The sequence below is a fragment of the Haloprofundus halobius genome, assembly GCF_020097835.1.
GTDB lineage: Archaea > Halobacteriota > Halobacteria > Halobacteriales > Haloferacaceae > Haloprofundus > Haloprofundus halobius.
In genome coordinates this window covers 1,491,518-1,510,034 of sequence record NZ_CP083666.1, presented here as the reverse complement: position 1 = coordinate 1,510,034, position 18,517 = coordinate 1,491,518, and the positions used below count along the sequence as shown (strand labels likewise).

Annotated in this window: 19 protein-coding genes; 8 read left to right on the top strand and 11 right to left on the bottom strand. The window is 66.1% G+C overall.

Annotated features, from left to right (window positions below):
* Nucleotides 1–143: 143 nt before the first annotated feature.
* Both LAQ74_RS07895 and LAQ74_RS07890 read right to left on the bottom strand, forming a co-directional pair.
* Nucleotides 144–1,256 (bottom strand): M24 family metallopeptidase, encoded by a 1,113-nt coding sequence (locus LAQ74_RS07895; RefSeq protein WP_224336858.1) that lies wholly within the window; start codon nucleotides 1,254–1,256, stop codon nucleotides 144–146.
* 51 nt (nucleotides 1,257–1,307) lie between these two features.
* Entirely contained in the window at nucleotides 1,308–1,631 is a 324-nt protein-coding gene (locus LAQ74_RS07890; RefSeq protein ID WP_224336848.1) for a hypothetical protein, read from the bottom strand.
* Between the two features lie 106 nt (nucleotides 1,632–1,737).
* On the opposite strand from LAQ74_RS07890, the gene LAQ74_RS07885 reads away from it, so the two are divergent.
* The 5 genes from LAQ74_RS07885 (at nucleotide 1,738) to LAQ74_RS07865 (ending at nucleotide 5,608) form a co-directional block, all read left to right on the top strand.
* Nucleotides 1,738–2,469, top strand: a complete 732-nt coding sequence (locus LAQ74_RS07885) for a fumarylacetoacetate hydrolase family protein (protein WP_224336847.1) — start codon at nucleotides 1,738–1,740, stop codon at nucleotides 2,467–2,469.
* A gap of 238 nt (nucleotides 2,470–2,707) precedes the next feature.
* Entirely contained in the window at nucleotides 2,708–3,799 is a 1,092-nt protein-coding gene (gene hisC, locus LAQ74_RS07880; RefSeq protein ID WP_224336845.1) for a histidinol-phosphate transaminase, read from the top strand.
* Nucleotides 3,796–4,338: an adenylate kinase family protein gene (locus LAQ74_RS07875; protein WP_224336842.1), complete on the top strand. Its 543-nt coding sequence runs from the start codon at nucleotides 3,796–3,798 to the stop codon at nucleotides 4,336–4,338. The genes hisC and LAQ74_RS07875 overlap by 4 nt, the downstream gene beginning before the upstream one ends.
* Entirely contained in the window at nucleotides 4,335–4,949 is a 615-nt protein-coding gene (locus LAQ74_RS07870; protein ID WP_224336839.1) for a CDP-alcohol phosphatidyltransferase family protein, read from the top strand. The genes LAQ74_RS07875 and LAQ74_RS07870 overlap by 4 nt, the downstream gene beginning before the upstream one ends.
* Nucleotides 4,950–5,086: 137 nt before the next feature.
* The gene (locus tag LAQ74_RS07865; RefSeq protein WP_224336837.1) at nucleotides 5,087–5,608 is read left to right on the top strand and encodes a multiprotein bridging factor aMBF1; all 522 of its coding nucleotides are present in this window, start codon (nucleotides 5,087–5,089) and stop codon (nucleotides 5,606–5,608) included.
* Between the two features lie 39 nt (nucleotides 5,609–5,647).
* Here LAQ74_RS07865 and LAQ74_RS07860 read toward each other — a convergent pair whose 3' ends face one another.
* Nucleotides 5,648–5,866 carry a DUF8028 family protein gene (locus LAQ74_RS07860; protein WP_224336834.1) on the bottom strand — a complete coding sequence of 73 codons (219 nt, stop codon included), beginning with the start codon at nucleotides 5,864–5,866 and terminating at the stop codon, nucleotides 5,648–5,650.
* A gap of 180 nt (nucleotides 5,867–6,046) precedes the next feature.
* Here LAQ74_RS07860 and tpiA point away from each other — a divergent pair, with 180 nt between their 5' ends.
* Nucleotides 6,047–6,691 carry a triose-phosphate isomerase gene (tpiA, locus tag LAQ74_RS07855; protein ID WP_224336831.1) on the top strand — a complete coding sequence of 215 codons (645 nt, stop codon included), beginning with the start codon at nucleotides 6,047–6,049 and terminating at the stop codon, nucleotides 6,689–6,691.
* Between the two features lie 86 nt (nucleotides 6,692–6,777).
* On the opposite strand, the gene LAQ74_RS07850 is transcribed toward tpiA, so the two are convergent.
* From LAQ74_RS07850 to LAQ74_RS07840, 3 genes are all read right to left on the bottom strand, one after another.
* Complete coding sequence (locus LAQ74_RS07850; RefSeq protein WP_224336828.1) at nucleotides 6,778–8,907, bottom strand: helicase HerA domain-containing protein; 2,130 nt, start codon at nucleotides 8,905–8,907, stop codon at nucleotides 6,778–6,780.
* A gap of 101 nt (nucleotides 8,908–9,008) precedes the next feature.
* Complete coding sequence (locus LAQ74_RS07845; protein ID WP_224336826.1) at nucleotides 9,009–9,617, bottom strand: hypothetical protein; 609 nt, start codon at nucleotides 9,615–9,617, stop codon at nucleotides 9,009–9,011.
* A gap of 78 nt (nucleotides 9,618–9,695) precedes the next feature.
* Nucleotides 9,696–11,114, bottom strand: coding sequence for a DNA polymerase Y family protein (locus LAQ74_RS07840; protein WP_224336824.1), 1,419 nt, complete (start codon nucleotides 11,112–11,114; stop codon nucleotides 9,696–9,698).
* A gap of 104 nt (nucleotides 11,115–11,218) precedes the next feature.
* Here LAQ74_RS07840 and LAQ74_RS07835 point away from each other — a divergent pair, with 104 nt between their 5' ends.
* Nucleotides 11,219–11,536, top strand: a complete 318-nt coding sequence (locus tag LAQ74_RS07835; protein WP_224336821.1) for a hypothetical protein — start codon at nucleotides 11,219–11,221, stop codon at nucleotides 11,534–11,536.
* Nucleotides 11,537–11,544: 8 nt separating this feature from the next.
* Here the strand turns inward: LAQ74_RS07835 and lrpA1 are convergent, their stop codons facing one another.
* From lrpA1 to aroC, 4 genes are all read right to left on the bottom strand, one after another.
* Nucleotides 11,545–11,973: an HTH-type transcriptional regulator LrpA1 gene (gene lrpA1, locus LAQ74_RS07830; RefSeq protein WP_224336818.1), complete on the bottom strand. Its 429-nt coding sequence runs from the start codon at nucleotides 11,971–11,973 to the stop codon at nucleotides 11,545–11,547.
* Nucleotides 11,974–12,111: 138 nt separating this feature from the next.
* Entirely contained in the window at nucleotides 12,112–13,050 is a 939-nt protein-coding gene (locus LAQ74_RS07825; RefSeq protein ID WP_224336817.1) for a thiamine pyrophosphate-dependent enzyme, read from the bottom strand.
* A gap of 2 nt (nucleotides 13,051–13,052) precedes the next feature.
* A complete protein-coding gene (locus tag LAQ74_RS07820; protein ID WP_224336814.1) occupies nucleotides 13,053–14,954 on the bottom strand; it encodes a 2-oxoacid:acceptor oxidoreductase subunit alpha in 1,902 nt (633 codons plus the stop codon).
* Between the two features lie 247 nt (nucleotides 14,955–15,201).
* Complete coding sequence (gene aroC, locus LAQ74_RS07815) at nucleotides 15,202–16,359, bottom strand: chorismate synthase (protein WP_224336811.1); 1,158 nt, start codon at nucleotides 16,357–16,359, stop codon at nucleotides 15,202–15,204.
* Between the two features lie 97 nt (nucleotides 16,360–16,456).
* Between aroC and LAQ74_RS07810 the strand changes: the two genes are divergently transcribed.
* Nucleotides 16,457–16,930, top strand: coding sequence for a DUF6653 family protein (locus LAQ74_RS07810; protein ID WP_224336808.1), 474 nt, complete (start codon nucleotides 16,457–16,459; stop codon nucleotides 16,928–16,930).
* A gap of 214 nt (nucleotides 16,931–17,144) precedes the next feature.
* Here LAQ74_RS07810 and aroA read toward each other — a convergent pair whose 3' ends face one another.
* Complete coding sequence (gene aroA, locus LAQ74_RS07805) at nucleotides 17,145–18,440, bottom strand: 3-phosphoshikimate 1-carboxyvinyltransferase (RefSeq protein ID WP_224336806.1); 1,296 nt, start codon at nucleotides 18,438–18,440, stop codon at nucleotides 17,145–17,147.
* Nucleotides 18,441–18,517: the final 77 nt, after the last annotated feature.

Genomic DNA, 18,517 nt, shown 5'->3' with positions numbered 1-18,517 from the left:
AATACGTCCGGCGGTCGGATTCGCTGACGGCAAAACGCACAAAAACGGCGCACACGAGCGCCGACCGCTCGGAGTCGCCCCACGTCGAGACGAGCGACTGACGGGACGACCGACCGACGAGGCGACCGACCGACGAAGCGAGTTTACAGAATCCGAAGCTCCCGCGGCGTCTCGGTCAGCACTTCCGCCCCGTCCTCGGTCAACAACACGTCGTCTTCGACTCTGACGCCGCCGACGCCGTCGACGTAGACGCCCGGTTCGACGGTGAACGCGTTGCCGACGTCGAGCGTCGCCTCGTTACCGTCGACCAGATACGGCGGTTCGTGACCCTCCAGCCCGAGACCGTGGCCGAGACGGTGCGGGAAGTAGTCGCCGTAGCCGGCGTCGTCGACGACTTCTCGGGCAGCGCGGTCGAGTTCCTGATACTGGACGCCTTCGGCGACTGCCTCGCGACCCGCGCGGGCGGCCTCGCGGACGACCTCGTATATCTGACGACACTCCTCGCCCGGGTCGCCGACGGCGACGGTGCGCGTGATGTCCGAAAAGTAGCCGTCGACCCGGACACCGAAATCGATCATCACGAGGTCACCCCTCTCGATTTCCGTGTGCCCGGTGTTCGCGTGCGGGAACGCGGTTCGCTCGCCGACGGTGACGATGCCGCCGCTGTACGTGTCGGCGTCGCTGTCGATGACGCGCTTTTCGATGGCGCGTTCGACATCGCGCTCGCTCCACCCGACTTCGATCTCCTCGAACGTCTCCTGCAGGACGTGGTCGGTGATGCGCGCCGCCTTCCGCATCGACTCGCGCTCGGATTCGTCCTTGCGGGCGCGCAGCGCCGCCGCCGCGGGTTCGAGGTCCTGTATCGACTCGGGGTCGTGGTGGTCGGTGAGCAGGTTGTATTCGAGGACGCGCGTCGACCGGTACTCGACGGCGGCGTCGCCCGACAGTTCCCTCCCGTCTGCGAGTCTCTCGAACGCCTCCCTCGCCGCCTGCGTCGGGTCCGTCGCGTCGCCGTAGGTGTAGAACGGCACGTCGTCGCCGAGGACGTCGGCGACACGGTCGGTCTCCAGTTCCGGGAGGACGACCGCCGGACCCTCCGCTCGCGAGAGGACGAGCAGCGTCGGGCGCTCGCTCTGGTGCATCGACAGCCCCGAGAGGTAGCGAAGCGTCTCGCTCGGGGCGACGTACACCGTCCCGACCGACTCGGGGAGTTCCTCGAACAGCGCCGACCGTCGGTTAGCGTATCGCTCTGTCATGCGTGAGCGAGGCGGACGACGCCTACTAAGTGTATGCCTCCCGGTGGTTGGTTACGGATTCTCGTCCGTGACCTCGACGACGACGGCGTCGTCGACGTACTCCTCGTCGCCGTCCTTTCGGAGTTGGACCGTCACGCCGGGGAGTCCGCCGTCGGGTGCTTCGACGTCTCTGGGTACCGAGACGGCGGTGACGTCCTCGAACGTGAGCGCGCGTCGCAACACCGTCCGGTCACCGTAGTCGACGGACTTCCACTCTTGGTCCTCGGTCGCGTCGAGTCGTTCGCCGAAGTACGACTCTTCGTCTGCGTCACTCGTTGCGCCGCCGACAGTCTCGTCGGCGTCCGATTCGCGATACTGATGCAGGTAGACCAGCATAGGTACCCGTCAACGAGGAACACGATAGTCGCTGGGGCAGCGTCTCTTCGGCCGTCCGCGTCGCCGCCTCACAAAGAACTAAGCGCCGAACGCCACATCTCTACCCATGTACCACGTCCGATTTCGCGACCCAGCGGGAGCAGTCCGAACTGGCGAGTGGCACGAAGACGCGATAACGTTCGCCGGCGAGACGTACGACCACCACGATGTCGATATTCTGCCGCCGTCCGAGCCGTCGAAAATCGTCTGCATCGGGCGGAACTACGCCGACCACGCGGCCGAACACGGTGCAGACGTTCCCGACCGGCCGATGCTCTTCTTGAAGGGCCCCAACACGCTCGCTGGCCACGGCGACACCGTGACGCTTCCGGCGGGCAAAGAGCGTCTCGACTGGGAAGCCGAAATCGGCGTCGTCATCGGCGAGCAGTGCCGGAACGTCGCCGCCAAAGACGCGATGGACGTCGTCGCCGGGTTCACCTGCTTCAACGACATCTCGAACCGCGATGACCAGAGAGCGGAGCAAAACTGGGTGCGCGGCAAGGCGTTCGACGGCAGTGCACCGATGGGACCGGTGCTCGCCGACCCCGAACACGTTCCCGACGACGCCCGCGTGACGCTACGCGTAAACGGCGAGACGAAACAAGACGGCAGCCGAGACCAGATGGTGTTCGATATCCCGACGCTCATCGAGGAGATAACGACGTACCTGACGCTCGAACCGGGCGACGTCATCGCGACTGGCACGCCCGAGGGCGTCGGCCCACTGTCGGACGGCGACCGCGTCGAAGTCGAAATCGAAGGTGTCGGAACGCTCGAACACGACGTTCGGATTCCGTAATCTGCGAACAGACGGCGCGTCGGCTCTATTTTCCGTGAGGGGCGCACCGTACACCCGCCTCGACCCCATCACGGCGTGAGTCAGTTCACGGGAGCGGGTGGTTCCCTTCTCGGTCATAAACCTTCGAGGTCTCGTACTGGTCGAGGCGCCCGTCTGTGGGCCGACGAACCACCGTCGTCGTACCCGCCTCTCGTCCGGTGTAAGCACCCTTAAGACCCGCCACAAACACGTACCGAACATGGAACCACGGGACCTCTCTGCGAACTCACCGTACGTCCCCGGCCGGGGAATCGAGGAGGTCGCCCGCGAACTCGGTCTCGACCCCGACGACCTCGTGAAACTCTCCTCGAACGAGAACCCCCACGGGCCGAGTCCGGACGCGGTCGCGGCGGTCGAATCCGCGGCACCGGACCTCGACGTCTACCCGACCACCTCGCACGCCGACCTCACCGAGAGACTGGCGTCGAAGTGGGACGTCGCGCCCGAGCAGGTGTGGGTCAGCCCCGGCGCGGACGGCGCGATCGACTACCTCCACCGCGCGATGCTCGACCCCGGCGACGAGATTCTCGTCCCCGAACCCGGCTTCGCGTACTACTCGATGAGCGCGCGGTACGTCCACGGCGGTTCGTCCTCCTACGGCCTCTCGAAGGACGACGACTTCGCGCAGAGTGCCGACGGACTTCTCGACGCCTACGACGGCGAGCGCGTCGTCTATCTCACCTCGCCGCACAACCCGACTGGCTCGGAGTTCCCGCGCGAGGAACTCGTCTCGCTTCTCGACGCCGTCGAGGACCACACCCTCGTCGTCGTCGACGAGGCATACGGCGAGTACGCCGAGCAACCCAGCGCCGTCGGGTTGCTCGACGGTCGAGACGGACCCGACAACCTCGCGGTCCTGCGCACGTTCTCGAAGGCGTACGGCCTCGCCGGCCTCCGCATCGGGTACGGCGTCGTCCCCGAGGCGTGGGCCGACGCGTACGCCCGAGTCAACACCCCGTTCGCGGCGAACGAACTCGCCTGCCGCGCGGCGCTCGCCGCCCTTGACGACGACGGACACGTCGAGAAGAGCGTCGAGAGCGCACGCTGGGCGCGCGAGTACCTCTACGAGAACCTCGACGCGCCGACGTGGGAGAGCGCAGGCAACTTCGTGCTCGCGGAAGTCGGAGACGCCAGCGCCGTCGCCGACGCCTGCCAGCGCGAGGGCGTCATCGTCCGCGACTGTTCGAGTTTCGGTCTCCCCGCCTGTATCCGTATCTCCTGCGGCAGCGAGGAGCAGACGAAGCGAGCGGTGGAGACGCTCAACCGCGTGCTCGCGGAGGCAACGGCGTGAGAGTCGTCGTCACCGGCACGCCCGGGACGGGGAAGACGAGCGCGACGGCGCTCCTGGAAGACGAGTTCTCCGTCGCCCACCTCAACGACGAGGTCCGTGACCGGGAGTTCTGGACCGAGCGCGACGAGGAGCGCGACTCGCTCGTCGTCGACGTCGAGAGGTTGGAAACGTGGGTCGACGAGGAGTACGGTGCGGCGGGCGATTCGGAAGACGGCACAGACGACGTGACCATCGTCGAATCACACCTCGCACACCTCCTGCCTGCCGACCGCGTCGTCGTCCTCCGCTGTCGTCCCGACGTGCTCGAATCCCGCCTGCTCGATAGAGGCGAGAACGACGAGAAAGCGAGCGAGAACCGAGAGAGCGAAGCGCTCGACGTGATTCTCGCCGAAGCGGTCGAGGAGCACGGCGTCGAGGCCGTGTACGAAGTCGAGACGACGGAGCAGTCGCCCGAAGCCGTCGCCGACGCGGTTCGCGCCGTCGTCGAAGGCGACCGGGAGCCCTCCGCGGGGACGGTCGACTACCTGGAGTATCTATGACGCTGGACCAACTGCGACCCGTCGCCGATCGGATGCTCGACCCGCTCGTCTCGGGGGCCAACAGGCTCGGTCTGACGCCCGACGGCGTGAGCGTCATCGCCTTCGGGTTCGCCGTCGCCGCCGGCGGCGCGTTCTGGGTCGCGTCCGCCGACGCGACGCTGTGGTACGCCCTCGGCGCGTTCTTCGTCTTCGTCAACGGCTGGCTCGACCTCTTGGACGGCGCCCTCGCCCGCGAGCAGGGCGTCGCCTCCTCGGGCGGCGACCTGCTGGACCACGTGCTCGACCGCTACGCCGACATCGCCGTTTTGGTCGGTCTGGCGGCGGGAATCGGCCGCTACGGCCTCGGTCTCGCCGCCGTGACCGGTGTGTTGATGACCTCCTACCTCGGCACGCAGATTCAGGCGGTCGGATTGGGTCGGCAGTACGGCGGACTGTTGGGCCGGGCGGACCGACTGGCGCTCGTCGGTATCGTCGGCGTCGTCGCCGCCGTCGTCCCCGGACCGCTGGTCGCCGGCCTCTCGCTGGTCGGTCTGTTGCTCGTTCTGTTCGCCGTCGTCGGCCACCTCACGGCGCTCCAGCGCTTCTGGGGCGCGTGGTCGGACCTCGACTGAGTCCGTACACCCGGCCGCTCGGCCGTCGAAGCGTTCGGACCGCTCGGAGCGCTTGACCGTTTTCTGGGGAAAATCGCGGGCCGACTCGCGATTCCCTCGTCGTGTATTTTATACCACGTCGTCGTCTACGGGGGCGTATGCCACAGTGCGAGATGTGCGGTGCCGAACAGGCATCGCTCACAACCACGAAAGTCGAAGGTGCCGAACTCCAGCTCTGTGAGAACTGCAAGGGGTTCGGGACCGAGGTCCGCACTGAATCGACGAGTTCCGCCTCCACGAAGTACTCCACTTCGTCGAGCGGCAATTCGGGCTCTTCGTCCTCCTCGTCTTCGTCCTCCTCGTCCGGCGGGTCGCGCCGTCGCCGCGACATGTTCGACGACATGGACGAGATTGCCGGCGACTACGACGACCGAATCCGGCAGGCCCGCGAGTCCAGCGGACTCAGTCAGGAGGACCTCGCGAAGAAACTCAACGAGAAAGCGAGCCTCATCCGCAAACTCGAACGGGGGGACATCCTCCCCAGCGACGGCGTGCAGAAGAAACTGGAGCGCGAACTCGACATCGCACTTACCGAGGGGAGCGACGTCGACGACACCGACTGGTCCGGCGGCGACACCACCACGACAACGCTCGGCGACGTGGTCAAGCGGAAGGACTGAACTGTCGAAGACCGAGCCGCCGAAATCCGGACTGCCGAACTATCGCTTATGTCGGTGGCCGACGATGAGCGCCACCACGTTCAACACCAACAGGACGACGAACCACGTCCCCCGCTGCCCCTGTAACCCGGGCTTCGTCGCCACCAGACCGATGAGTACTATCGGAATCAGCACCGCCGCCCAGAACGCGAACGCTCGGACGACGGGCTGAAGCGCCTGAGCGACCTCCTCGACCTGCGGCGAACTCCCAGTAGTCACGACGACCCCCCCTGCATACGCTCGCATACTCGTGGAGCGGATATAGCTATACGTCTCTTACTCGGTGTAAGCGGTGAATACCGGGGCCCCGACCTCGTCGTAGCTCGCCGTATTCGGCCGACAGCGGCATCGTTTCCTCGAAGACGAACCTATTTGCCATCCCCGCCGCCTCTTATCGGTATGTTCATCCTGGTGAACCTGAAGGCGTACCCGTGCGACCCCGTCGAAGTAGCGTCGGCCGCCCGTGACGTCGCCGACGACTCCGGCGTCCGAATCGCCGTTTCCCCGCAGGCGGCACATCTCACGCGCGTCGCCGAAACCGACGTCGAGACGTGGGCCCAACACGTCAGCCCCGTCGGGTACGGCAGCCACACCGGTAGCACGCTCGCGGAGGCGGCCGCCGAGGCCGGCGCGACCGGGACGCTGCTCAACCACTCGGAGAACCGCCTCAAACTCGCCGACATCGACGCGTCGATGCAGGCGGCCGAGCGCGCGAGCCTCGACACGATCGTCTGTGCGAACAACCCCGAGCAGTCCGGCGCAGTCGCGGCGCTCGGCCCCGACGCTGTCGCCGTCGAACCGCCGGAACTCATCGGCGGCGACGTGTCCGTCAGCAGCGCCGACCCCGACATCGTTCGCGACGCCGTCGACGCGGTGAACGCCGTCGACGACGACGTCGACCTGTTCTGCGGCGCGGGCGTCTCGACGGGCGACGACGTGACTGCCGCCGCCGAGTTGGGCGCGGAAGGGATTCTCCTCGCCAGCGGCGTCGCGAAAGCGGCCGACCCGCGGGCGGCGCTCGAAGACCTCGTTTCCGAACTGTAAGGGACACCTAGACGAAGGTGTTGGACCGACAACGCTTCGTTACCGCCGCTCCCGGCGAGCGTCGAACGGGGAGCGTCAAGCGCCGCTCAGTCGATGATCTCCGCGTCGTCCGACGGTGTCGCCCCTGTCTCGTCCGCTTTCGCGTCACCGTCTTCGAACGACTCGGAGTCGTCCGAGGGTGTGCTCTCGGTCTCGGTCGGGGAACCGGTCGCCCGCCCCGCTTCCGCACCGTCGTCGACGAGTTCGGCGTCCTCGACCACCTGTCCGACGTCGGCGAGCGTCGTCCCATCCGTGTCAGTCTCCTCCTCCGTCGACCGGTTCTCCCGGCGGTCGGTCCGGTCTGTTTCGTTCTCTCCGTTCTCTCGGTCGTCGTTCTCGCCCGCGGCCGCCGTCTCCGTCCCGTCGTCCGAGTCGGCGTCGACGGTGGTGTCGCCGTCGGCCGTATCGACCGTGCCGACCGTGTCGCTCACCCTGTCAGCGTCGCTCGCGACACCCGTTCGACCGAGAGAGACGTTCGCGAACGACGATTCGACAGCGGTGACGGTGGCGGCGAACTCGCCGTCGGCGAGGCGGTCTGCGTACTCGTCGCGGACGAGTTCGGGCAGCGTGTACCGGTAGCGACCGCGGCCGACGTGTTCGATGAACCCCGCCTGTCGGAGCGCCCGGTTCCGACCGTAGGCGAGCTGCTGGTCGCCGGAGTGGCCCGCGCCGACGTGGGCGTCGACGGGCGTGCTCAGGTCCGTCGCGCGGTAGTGCGCGAGCATCTCGCGCGTCACGTCGTCCAGCGACTCGACGACATCGCGGAGTTCGTCGACGATGGCGCGTCGGGAGCCCTCGACGGCGGTCGACCGGCCGTCTCGGTCCGACCGTCCCGCCGGAGACGGCTCCGTCGACTCCGCTCGCGCTTCCGTCTCGGCGGTCGTCTCTCCCGCTTCGTTCGCTTCGGAACCGCTCTCGCCGGCGCTCTCCGGCGAAAGCGACGCTGCCGCGGACCCGTTCACGCGTTCGGGTTCGGAGTCGGCGTCGCTTCCGGTGTCGACTCCGGAGTCGACCGGCCCCACCAGCTGCGGTCCGTCCTCCGCGTTCGACTCGTACTCGCCGAGCGCCGACTGGCCGTTCTCCGGCCGAGCGAGGTTGCGCCCCTCGCCGCCGCGGTACGGGGCTTCTGCTTTCTGGAGCAGCGCCTGCGCGAACTGGTCTGCCATCCGACTCAAGTCCTGCGCCTCCGCCAGTTCGGATTTCAGCCGCCGAATCTCGGCGTCCTTCTTGTCGAGTTCCTGTCGGAGGTCGGCGACGGTGCTCTCCCGTCGGGCTTGCTCGTCGGAGATATCGCGCAGTTCCGAGACGAGGTCGCCGCTGACGGATTTGAGTTCCGGGCGCTCGAAGTCGTCGAGGCCGGGCGTCGCCCCCGCGTCGAACGTCTGCTTGCGGCGGAACTGCACCCGACGCAGGGTCTCGCTCCAGTCGGTCATCATGAACGCCTCGCCGTCGTTCATGCTCTCGATGGCGTCGGCGTACTCCTTGCCGAGGATGCGTCCGACGACTTTCGTGTCGTTCCCCCAGGTGAGCCGGTGCCACACCAGCCAGTCGCACTGGGTGATGTAGTCCTTCTTCACGTCGGCGGGACGCTGGCTGATGCCGACGATGCCGAGGCCGTGTTTTCGCCCGCGCTTACCGATCTTGATGAGCATCTTGCCCGCCTCGCCCATCCCGCCCTTCTCGGGGATGTACTCGTGACACTCCTCGACGAGCATCAGAAACGGCTTCTTCAGCTTCTTCTCCTTAGCGAACAGTTGGCGCGCCGTCTGTAGCACCATCTCGTCGGCGTCGTTCTCGTCGAGATAGCCCGACACGTCGAGGATGATGGGGACGTTCTGTTCGAGCGCCAGCGTCGCGATTCGTTCGGCGTGCTCGGGGCTGACGACGATGTCGCACTCCTCGTCGGCACCGGCGTGGAGGATCTCGTACTCCTCCTTCAGCCCGTAGTACTCGCCGTCGGTGTCGACGATGAGCACCGGAAACTGCGAGTCGAGCAGCTTCTCGATGACGACGCTCGCGGTGTTCGACTTCCCCGACCCGGATTTGCCGGTGATGAAGCCGCGTCCGGTGAGAATTTCGACCGCTGGAAGGCGGACGGTCGTTCCCGGTTCGGCGTCGTCGGTCCCGCCCGGTCCGTCGCTCACGTCCGCGACGGTGATGGTTTCTACGTCCGTCATGTTGGTCGTTGGTGGCACCTCAGAGTCGGACCCTATAGTTCCTGCTGTCGTTGCCTCCTTCGCTGAGCACCGCGACGTCGACCCGCGCGCGCCGGTCCCCCTCACTCCGACGCCCGGTCGACCCGACGCAGCGAGAACCCCCACCCGGACGCGCGCTGTTCGTGGGCGTCGAACAGGATCTTTCCGCTGACGAGCGACCCGGCGTCGATGCGCGTGAACCGGGTCGTCCGGTGGTGCTCGCCGTCCGCGAGGCGAAGCGTCGCCTGAAAGGAGACGTCGACGGCGAACTCGTGGCCGTTTCTGATGACGTAGACAATAGACACCTCGTCGCCCGGATCGTCGCCGACGCCGGTGGAGTTGGTATGGACGTCGAGGTTCTCCTGGAGGTTCTCCGGTTCCGGCGTCGCGGTCGGCGTCGACTCCGGTACGGCCGTCGACGTCGAATCCGGCGTCGGCGTCGACTCCGGACTCGCTTCAGTCTCGACGGCCGTCGCGGTTTCCTCGTCGGCCGCCGCGCCGCTCTCCGACGTTCGGGCGGGCGTCCCGGTGGCGGTGGACGCGAGTCCGGCCGCCGCTGAGGTCCGGGTCGCCGACTCGTCGCGTGTAGTGGCGTCGCGTTCGGTCCCGTCGCTCCCGAGCAGGCCGGAGGACGCCGCCCCCCACCCGATAGCGACGCCGGCGACGACGCCGAGAAGCCCTCTTCTCTCCATGATTCGAACCGGAACCAGCAGTAAATAAAAATAACGGGTCTCAAAGTACTTCGGATGAGCCCCGTGGTGGACGACGGTCTACTCGAACTCGGTGAGCGACGCCTGCCCGTCAGTCGCCTCGGCGACCGGGTCAGACGAGTCGGTCGAACCCCCGTCGTCGGTGTCTCCGGCGACTCGGTTCGCCCAGTCGCCGAGCGTCGGCCAGTCGGTCTCGCTCGTGCGAGCGTCGGCCCCTGACGGGTCGTCGCGTTCGGTCCCGCCTCCGGCCGACTCCGGGGCGGTCGACGCGCCCGCCGCCTGCTCCCAGCCGTCGAGACTCGCCTGGTCGCTCTCGGCGAAGTCGAGGTTCGAGACGCGGACACCCACCTTCCGAACCCGGTCCCCGTCGAACTCCGTCAGCAGTTTCAGCGCCACCGACTCGACGAGCCCGGGGTCGTCGACCGGCCCCGGAAGCGACATCGCGCGAGTGTTCACCTCGAACGGCGGTTGGACGACTTTGATGCCGATGGTCCGGTAGAGCGCGCCGCGACTCCGCGCGCGCTCTGCGACGTCGGCCGCGAGCGCGCGCACTTTCTCGCGCATCGCCTCGGTCTCCGAGGTGGGCTTCGTGAACGCCGACTCCCGCGAGAGGCTCTTCGGGAGACCCGTCGGCGTCACCGCCCTGTCGTCGTCGCCGCGGGCGCGGCGATGCAGTTCGCGGCCGCGCTCGCCGAATCTCTCCCCCAAGAGACGAGGCTCGGCCGCCGCGAGATCACCCGCGGTGTCGATACCCATCTCGCGGAGTTCACGCGCCGTGACGGGGCCGACGCCGTGGACCTCTTCGATGTCGAGCGGGTCGAGAAACGACCGGACCTCGTCGGGTCGGACGACCACGAGGCCGTTCGGCTTGTCGTAGTCGCTGGCCACCTTGGCGACGCTCATATTCGGGCCGACGCCGACGCTGGCGGTGACGCCGACGTCGCGGTCGATTCGTTGCTTGACGTGGCGGGCGTACCCCTCTGCGAGGGTTCGTCTCTCGTCGTCTCCACCGCCCACCGTCTGCCACGCCGTCCGCTCGGTGACGTCGAGATACGCCTCGTCGATGCTCACCTCGCGGACCACGTCGGCGCAGTCGTGGAGAATCTCCTTGACCTGCGCGCTCACCTCCTTGTAGAACGCCATGTCGACCGGGCGGTAGTGGCCGACCGCGGGGATGTCGGGGGCTATGGGGTCGCCGTCGGCGTCCAGTTCGGTGTCCTCCGCCCGGGGGAGCGCGTTGAGTGCTCCCGTGATGGGTTGGGCGCTGTCGACGCCGTGTTCACGGGCCTCGTAACTCGCGGTGGCGACAGCGCCGTGGCCTTCGCCGGGTTCGTAGCCCATCCCGACGACGACGGGTTTCCCTTCGAGTTCGGGTTCCCTGAGGCGCTCGCAGGACGCGTAGAAGCAGTCCATGTCGACGTGGAGGACGATACGCTCCTCGGCGTCGCATCTCGCGCCGGGGAGCGTCTCGCCGCTCATCAGTTCGGGGTTGGCGTCGGAGCGTTCTTAGTGTTTCCCAACCGGAGTGAAACTGGTCCGCGCCGGGTCCGAACGTTCATATCGGTGTGAGAACCACGATTGCTATGGTCGGCGAACGACTCGTGACGGGCGGCGCGTTGTTCGTCGCCGGCACCGTGGTCCTCTGGGTTGGCTACTACATCGTCTTCGGCGACGGAGCCGACCGGTTCACGGACGCTCGCTCGAAGACCGCGGCCGACGACCGACGGGTGGCGCGTCTGGCCGGCGGCCTCTCGTTTTTCGTCGGCATCGTGACTGTCGTGTATGGAATTCTCGCCGCGACGAGCGGCTTGAACGCGGTTCTCTGGGCGGGATACGCGGTGACGGTTCTCGCAGGGGTCGTCGGCGCCGCCGCCTTCGCCGGATTCGGTCGACGGTACTGAGCGTTCGACTACTTCAACCGCTCTTGGAGGAACGACGGGTGTGCGGCCGTGACGCCGTCGATGCTCAGAATCTCGTCGCTGATGACGTCGCCGAGCGAGTCGCCGTCCTTCGCGCGGACCTCGGCCATCAGCATGTGGTCGCCCGACGAGGTGTACAGCGCCTCCACCGCGTCGAGGTCTTTCATCGCGCGCGTGGCCTCGACGTACCGCTCGCTCTCGACGTCGACGCCGACCAGCGCGATGGACTGTCCGGAGAGTTTCTTGGGGTCGACGTCGGCTGAGTAGCCGACGATGACTCCGCTGTCCTCCAGTTTCCGGATGTACTTCCGGACTGTCGGTTTCGACACCCCCGCTCGTTCGGCGATATCGGCGTAGGAGGCCTGCGCATCCTGCTCCAACACGGCGAGGATGCGGTCCTCCGTAGATATGGCACCCATGCGCTTTTGTTTCGTTTCCCGGCAAAAATATGTTGCGAACGCGAAATCAGTTCTTCGGGATGTGAAATGGCTGTCGCGATGGCGGTCGCTCCCGAGGCGGTTCGCGAAAGAATCGAACGAGAGCGACGGGTCGGTCGCTTACTTGTGCTTGTCGAGGAAGTTGTCGTACGAGCGCTCCCACTCGTAGCTGTCGTCGAAGTAGCGCTCCGCCAGCGGTTCCTCGGGCATTTCGCCAATCTGCTGTTTCTCCTGCTGGTAGGACGGGCGGTCGCTGTCGACGTAGTAGCGACCGGTGAGGACGGTGCCCTCGTGGAGGGCGTCCTCGGTCTCGTGCATCATCTCCGCGGCCTCGCGGCGGTCGGTGTTGTCGAACTCGTAGTCCTCGGAGTCCTGGATGTCGACGTACGGGACGTACTGTCGGGCGTCCTTGTTCCACGTCGGACACTGCGTCAGGAAGTCGACGTGCGAGAAGCCGTCGTGCTCCATCGCCTCGACGATGATGTCTTTCGCCTGGTTCGGGTTGACCGCCGCGGTGCGCGCGATGTACGACGCGCCGGAGGTCAGCGACAGCGACAGCGGCCGAAGCGGCTGCTTGGCGCTGCCGTGCGGCTGAGTCTTCGACTTGTGACCCATCGGGCTCGTCGGCGAGGTCTGGCCCTTCGTGAGGCCGAAGATCTCGTTGTTGAACACGATGTAGGTCATGTCGTGGTTCTCGCGGGCGCTGTGCATGAAGTGGTTGCCGCCGATACCGTAGCCGTCACCGTCGCCGCCGGCGGCGACGACCTGCAGGCCGGGGTTGGCGAGCTTCGCCGCGCGAGCGACCGGCAGCGAGCGGCCGTGGATGGTGTGGAAGCCGTAGCTCTCGAAGTAGCTGTTGAGCTTCCCCGAGCAGCCGATACCCGTGACGAGCAGCATCTCGTCGGGCGATTTGCCGAGTTCCGCGGCCGCGCCCTTCAGCGCCTTCAGGACGCCGAAGTCACCACAGCCGGGACACCACGTCGCCTGCGGTTCGAGACCGGGCGTGTAGTCGTTGCGGTCGATTTCTTTGCCTTCTCCGATTGCGCTGAATGCACTCATGATTAGTCACCCGCTGCTGGAACGTACTTGGTTCGCGTGTGGGGATGGTCGTCGTTCTCGACGATGTTGACCTCGAAGCCCTCGACGATGTCTTGGGGCTCGAAGGGGTTGCCGTTGTACTTCAAGAGGCTCGAGAGCTTGTCGCCGTAGCGTCCGACCTCCTTCTGGGTCAGCCCGCGGAACTGCGCGGAGGCGTTCATCTCGACGACGAGCACCTCGTCGACGCTCTCGATGAACTCACTCACCTGTTCGACCGGGTACGGCGCCATCTCGCTGACGCCGAGCATCTTCACCGAGTGGCCGTCCTCGTTGAGACGGTCGACGGCCTCCTCGACGGTACCCTGCTGGCTGCCGAAGGTGAGGAAACCGTACTGGGCGTCCTCCTCGCCGTACTCGGAGTTGTTGACGACCTCGCCGTCGAGTTCCTCGCGGATAGCTTCGAGTTTGCGCATCCGCTTGTTCATCTGGAACACGCGGTTCTCGGGGTCCTCGCTGATGTGCCCCTCGGGCATGTGCTCGTTACCGGTGGCGAGGAAGCGGCCGCCCTTCTGGCCGGGAATCGACCGCGGCGCGACACCGTTGTCCTCGGGCGTGTCGTAGCTGAAGCGGGAGAACTTGCCGGAGTCGTCGTGCGGCGCGTCCGCGATTTCGGCCTCCGTCAAGGTCGAACCCAGCGACGGGTTCGGCTCCTCGTCGAAGTGGCTCGCCGGCACGTTCACGAGTTCGCCGCCGAGCTTCTGGTCGTAGAGCACGATGCTCGGAATCTGGTACTCGTAGGCGATCTGGAACGCCTTGCGCGTCTGCGTGTACGCCTCGGCGACCGTGCCGGGCGCGAAGACGATGCGGTGCGAGTCGCCCTGCGAGGTGTACAGGACGTGTTCGAGGTCGCCCTGTTCGGGTTTCGTCGGCATCCCGGTCGAGGGCCCGGCGCGCATCGCCTCGATGAGGACGACGGGCGTCTCGGTCATCTCCGCGAGGCCGAGCGGCTCCGACATCAGCGCGAAGCCGCCGCCGGACGACCCGGACATGGCCTTGACGCCCGCGTGGCTCGCGCCGAGTGCGAGCGCCGCCGCGGCGATCTCGTCTTCGACCTGCTCGGAGATGCCGCCGAGTTCGGGCAGGTTCTGCGACATGATGGTGAACACCTCGGTCCACGGCGTCATCGGGTAGCCCGCGATGAAGCGGCAGCCTTCGTCGATGGCGCCGTAGGCGATGGCGTCCGACCCGGACATGAGCACCTGCTCTTCGTCGTGTTCGCCCTCGGGAATCTTCACGTCGTGGGCGTCGACGTCGTACTCCGATTCGACCATCTCGTACGCCTCGTGGAGAATCTCGAGGTTCGGTTCGAGAATCTTCTCGGGCATCGCGTCGGTCATCAGTTCCTCGATCCACTCGAGGTCGATGCCCGCGAGCGCGCAGGTCGCGCCGACGCCGGCGGTGTTGCGCATGACCTCGCGGCCGTGTTCGCGGGCCATCGTGCGCAGGTCGAGGTCGTAGACGTGCCAGTCGTTCTCCTCGACTCGTTCGTCGAAGTCTTCGATTTCCGACGCGTCGAGCAAGCCGGAGTCGTAGATGATGACGCCGCCCTCGCGGAGTTCGTCGAGGTTCTCCGAGAGCGGTTTGATCTCCTCGTTGCCGTAGTAGGCGTTCTGCTGCGGGTTCCGGGCGAACGAGTCACCCAGCGCGAGCAGGAAGTTGTAGCCGTCCCCACGGGACTTGACGGGGTCGGCGGAGGCCCGAATCTCGGTGTACGTGTGGCCGCCGCGAATCCGCGACGGATAGTGTCGATGCGTGAAAACGTTGAGGCCCGAGCGCATCAGGGCCTTCGCGAAGTTCTGGCTCGTCGAGGCGATCCCGTCCCCGGATCCCCCTGCGATTCGCCAGATGAGTTCGTCGTTAGTCATATTTGAGTCCTGGCCCGTGTCGGGCCGCCAGTGTGCGATTGTAGCCATCTACCAAGTAAAGTCTTTGCTATAGGTTGTCATAGAATGATTATGAAGAATCGAAGAAACGCCCGTCGGTTGCCGGAATTTGCAGCCGTTTACAACTACGAATCGAGTTCTACGTTTACAAATGCATTCGACGAAAAGTCGGGTTAAATTTCTATCATAATGGGGCGATAGTCAGTCGAGAACGAACGCAGCGCCGACGTTACTGGTTCTCCGGACTACTCGGGTGGTACTCGGTGTCGTACTCGCCGACCTGTCCGTCCAAGCGGTCGGGATTGATGCGCCCCGCCAACAGCATGAAGTCCAGTACTGTCACCCACAGCATCGCCTCCACGACGGGCACCGCACGTGGCGGCAGCACCGGATCGTGGCGGCCGACGACCTGCACCTCTTTCTCCTCGCCGGTCTCCCAGTCGACGGTCGTCTGCTCTTTCGGAATCGACGTGGGCGCGTGCCACGTCGCCTCGCCGTAGATCGGTTGGCCCGTCGTGATGCCGCCCTGCAGGCCGCCGTGTTTGTTGCCCACGGGGACTGGGTCGCCCTCTTCTCCGAACTCCCAGTCCTCGTTACGGTCGTGACCGGTCCACTCGCTGGCCTCCTTGCCGAGGCCGTACTCGACGCTCGTCGTCGCCGGAATCGAGAACATCGCCCGGCCGAGGCGCGAGGGGAACGACTCGAAGCGCGGCGCACCGAGGCCTCGCGGAACGCCGCGGGCCTCGAAGTAGATGCTCCCGCCGATGGAGTCGCCCTGTTTCTGGTACTCGTCGGTGAGTTCGCGCATCTTCTCCGCCGTCTCGGGGTGCGCACAGCGGATGTCGTTCTCCTCTGTGTGTTCGAGCATCTCCTCGAACGTCACCTCGGGAGCCTCGACGTCGCCGATTTTGTTGACGTGCGCTTTGATCTGGATACCGTATTCGGACTGCTCCAAGACTTGCCGGGCGACCGCGCCCGCGGCGACCCAGTTCACCGTCTCGCGCGCGGACGAGCGCCCGCCGCCGCCCCAGTTGCGCGTGCCGAATTTAGCAGAGTACGTGAAGTCGCCGTGGGAGGGTCGCGGCGCGGTGACGAACGGTTCGTACTTGCCCGAGCGCGCGTCCTTGTTCTCGATGGTCATCCCGATGGGCGTGCCCGTCGTATATCCATTTTGGAGCCCGCTGTGGATGGCCACCTCGTCGGGTTCGCCTCTGCTCGTCGTTATCATCGACTGGCCGGGTTTGCGCCGGTCGAGTTCTCGCTGAATCTCCTCCTCGTCGAGTTCGACGCCCGCGGGACAGCCGCTGACGACGACGCCCATCGCGTCGCCGTGGCTCTCGCCGTAGGTCGAAAACTGGAACAGTCGTCCGAAGCCGTTGCCGTTCATTACGGGGGCGTCGGTGTCGCGGCCATTTAGTGTTTGCAGAAAGGCGCAATCGTGGCGACGGGGAAACCTCATCTCGTCGGCAATCATTTCTGCACCTATGACCGATCCCGCCGTCGTCGACTCGTCGAACATCGACCAGCGCTCACTGCGCGCGCGACTCCAAGACAAGTTCTGGCGCAGACATTCGAACCCGTGGAGTGCGGGCACGCGCTTCACCATCACGCCGGTGCTGATGTACGCTATCTACCATCGCAAGTGGCGTCTGCTCGCCGCCGCTGTCGCGTTCACAATCGTCAACCCGGTGCTGTTCTCCGAACCTGAGCGCACCGATAACTGGCTCAGCGAAGTCGTCCTCGCCGAAGAAACGTGGCTCGACGAAGGAAACGGAACGATGGACTTCAGCTACCCGAACGTCCTCAACGTAGTGAACGCCGTTTCCGGAATCTTGGCGCTTGTCTCCGCGATTCGACGGAAGCCGGTAGGTACTGTCGTCGGCACCGCTGGCATACTCGTGTTCAAGACGTGGTGGGTCGAGGCGATTCGGCGACGAACCGGCGTCAGCGAGCGGTGAGTCGGTTATTTCCGCTCATATCTCGTGCCGAGAACCGACGCCGTGTTCGGCGAACCTTCTTGTACGAAAACGGAACCAGACCGCCCATACTCTGAGAACCGCCGCGAACCGGACGAGGCGGGTGCACGGCGCACCGGTTCGCGTCAGTCGACGTTCGAAGCGCCGTCTGTCAGCCAATTCGGCCAAGCACTCTCTCTCTCTCGCGCCCGTCGCGCTACTCCCGCAACCGCACGTCCGCGCCGAGTCCGGTGAACACGTCGAAGAAGTTCGGGAACGAGACGTCGACGTGTTCGGCACCCCGAATCCGAGTCGTCCCGTCGGCGACGAGTCCGGCGACGGAAAGCGCCATCACGATACGGTGGTCGTGGTAACCGTCGACCGTCGTGCCCGCGAGCGCAGTCTCGCCACCCTTCACCGTCAGCACGTCCCGTTCTTCCTCGACGACTGCGCCCATCTCGGTCAACTCGTCTGCCATCGCGCTCACTCTGTCGGTCTCCTTGTACCGGACGTGCTCGCAGTTCTCGATGCGCGTCTCGCCGTCGGCGATAGCGCCGAGTGTTGCGATTGTCGGGAGCAAGTCTGGCGTGTCGCCGACGTCGACGGTGACGCCCGATAACTGAGATCTCCGAACCGTGATGCGGCCGTTCTCGCGGTCCCACTCGATAGCCGCGCCCATGCGTTCGAGAATCTCGACGATGGCGGCGTCGCCCTGCGCGCTCGGATGCGCGCCCTCGACGACCACCTCGTGGTCTTCCTCGGCGGCGACGGCACCTGCGGCGAGCAGGTACGAGATGGACGAGAAGTCGCCGGGGACGCGGTACTCGCCGCCGTCGGGGTCGTAGGACTGCCTGCCGGCGACCGAAAAGCCGCGCTCGGTCGATTCGGCGCTCACACCGAAGTCACGTAACACTTCGAGCGTGATGTCGACGTACGGCGCGGATTTGAGCTGTGTCTCCAGTTCGATGTCGATACCCTCCTCGGTGACTGCTCCGGCCATCAGCAGCGCCGAGATGTACTGCGAAGACACGTCGCCCGGAATCGACACCGTCCCCCCAGAAATCGGCCCTTTGAGGACGAGCGGCGCCTGTCCGTTGCCGCGGGTGCTCTCCGCGCGGCCACCCAGCTCCGAAACCGCGTCGAGCAGCGGTCCCTGTGGCCGTGAGCGGAGCGAGTCGTCACCGGTCAGCACGGTGATACCGTCGCCGAGCGCCGCGGCGGCGGTGACGAGGCGCATCGTCGTCCCGCTGTTCGCGCAGTCGATGACGTCGTCTGGAACATCCGGACGGCCGCCGAAGCCGTCGACTTCGAGCGTGTCGCCCTCGCGGGTCACGTCGCCGCCGAAGGCGTCGACGGCGCGCATCGTCGCTTCCGTATCCGCGCTCACGAGCGGGTCGTAGACGGTCGCACCGTCGCTGTAGCCGGCGGCGAGAATCGCCCGATGCGTGTAGCTCTTCGACGGCGGCGCGCGGGCTGTGCCGCGTACCCGAGACTGAGAGAGTTCCGCGTCCATACCGCGGTGTCCGTGCGAGTCGGTATCAGCGTACCGAAGGCGGAGACATTGCCTCTTGTCTCTTGCTTCCGGGAAGC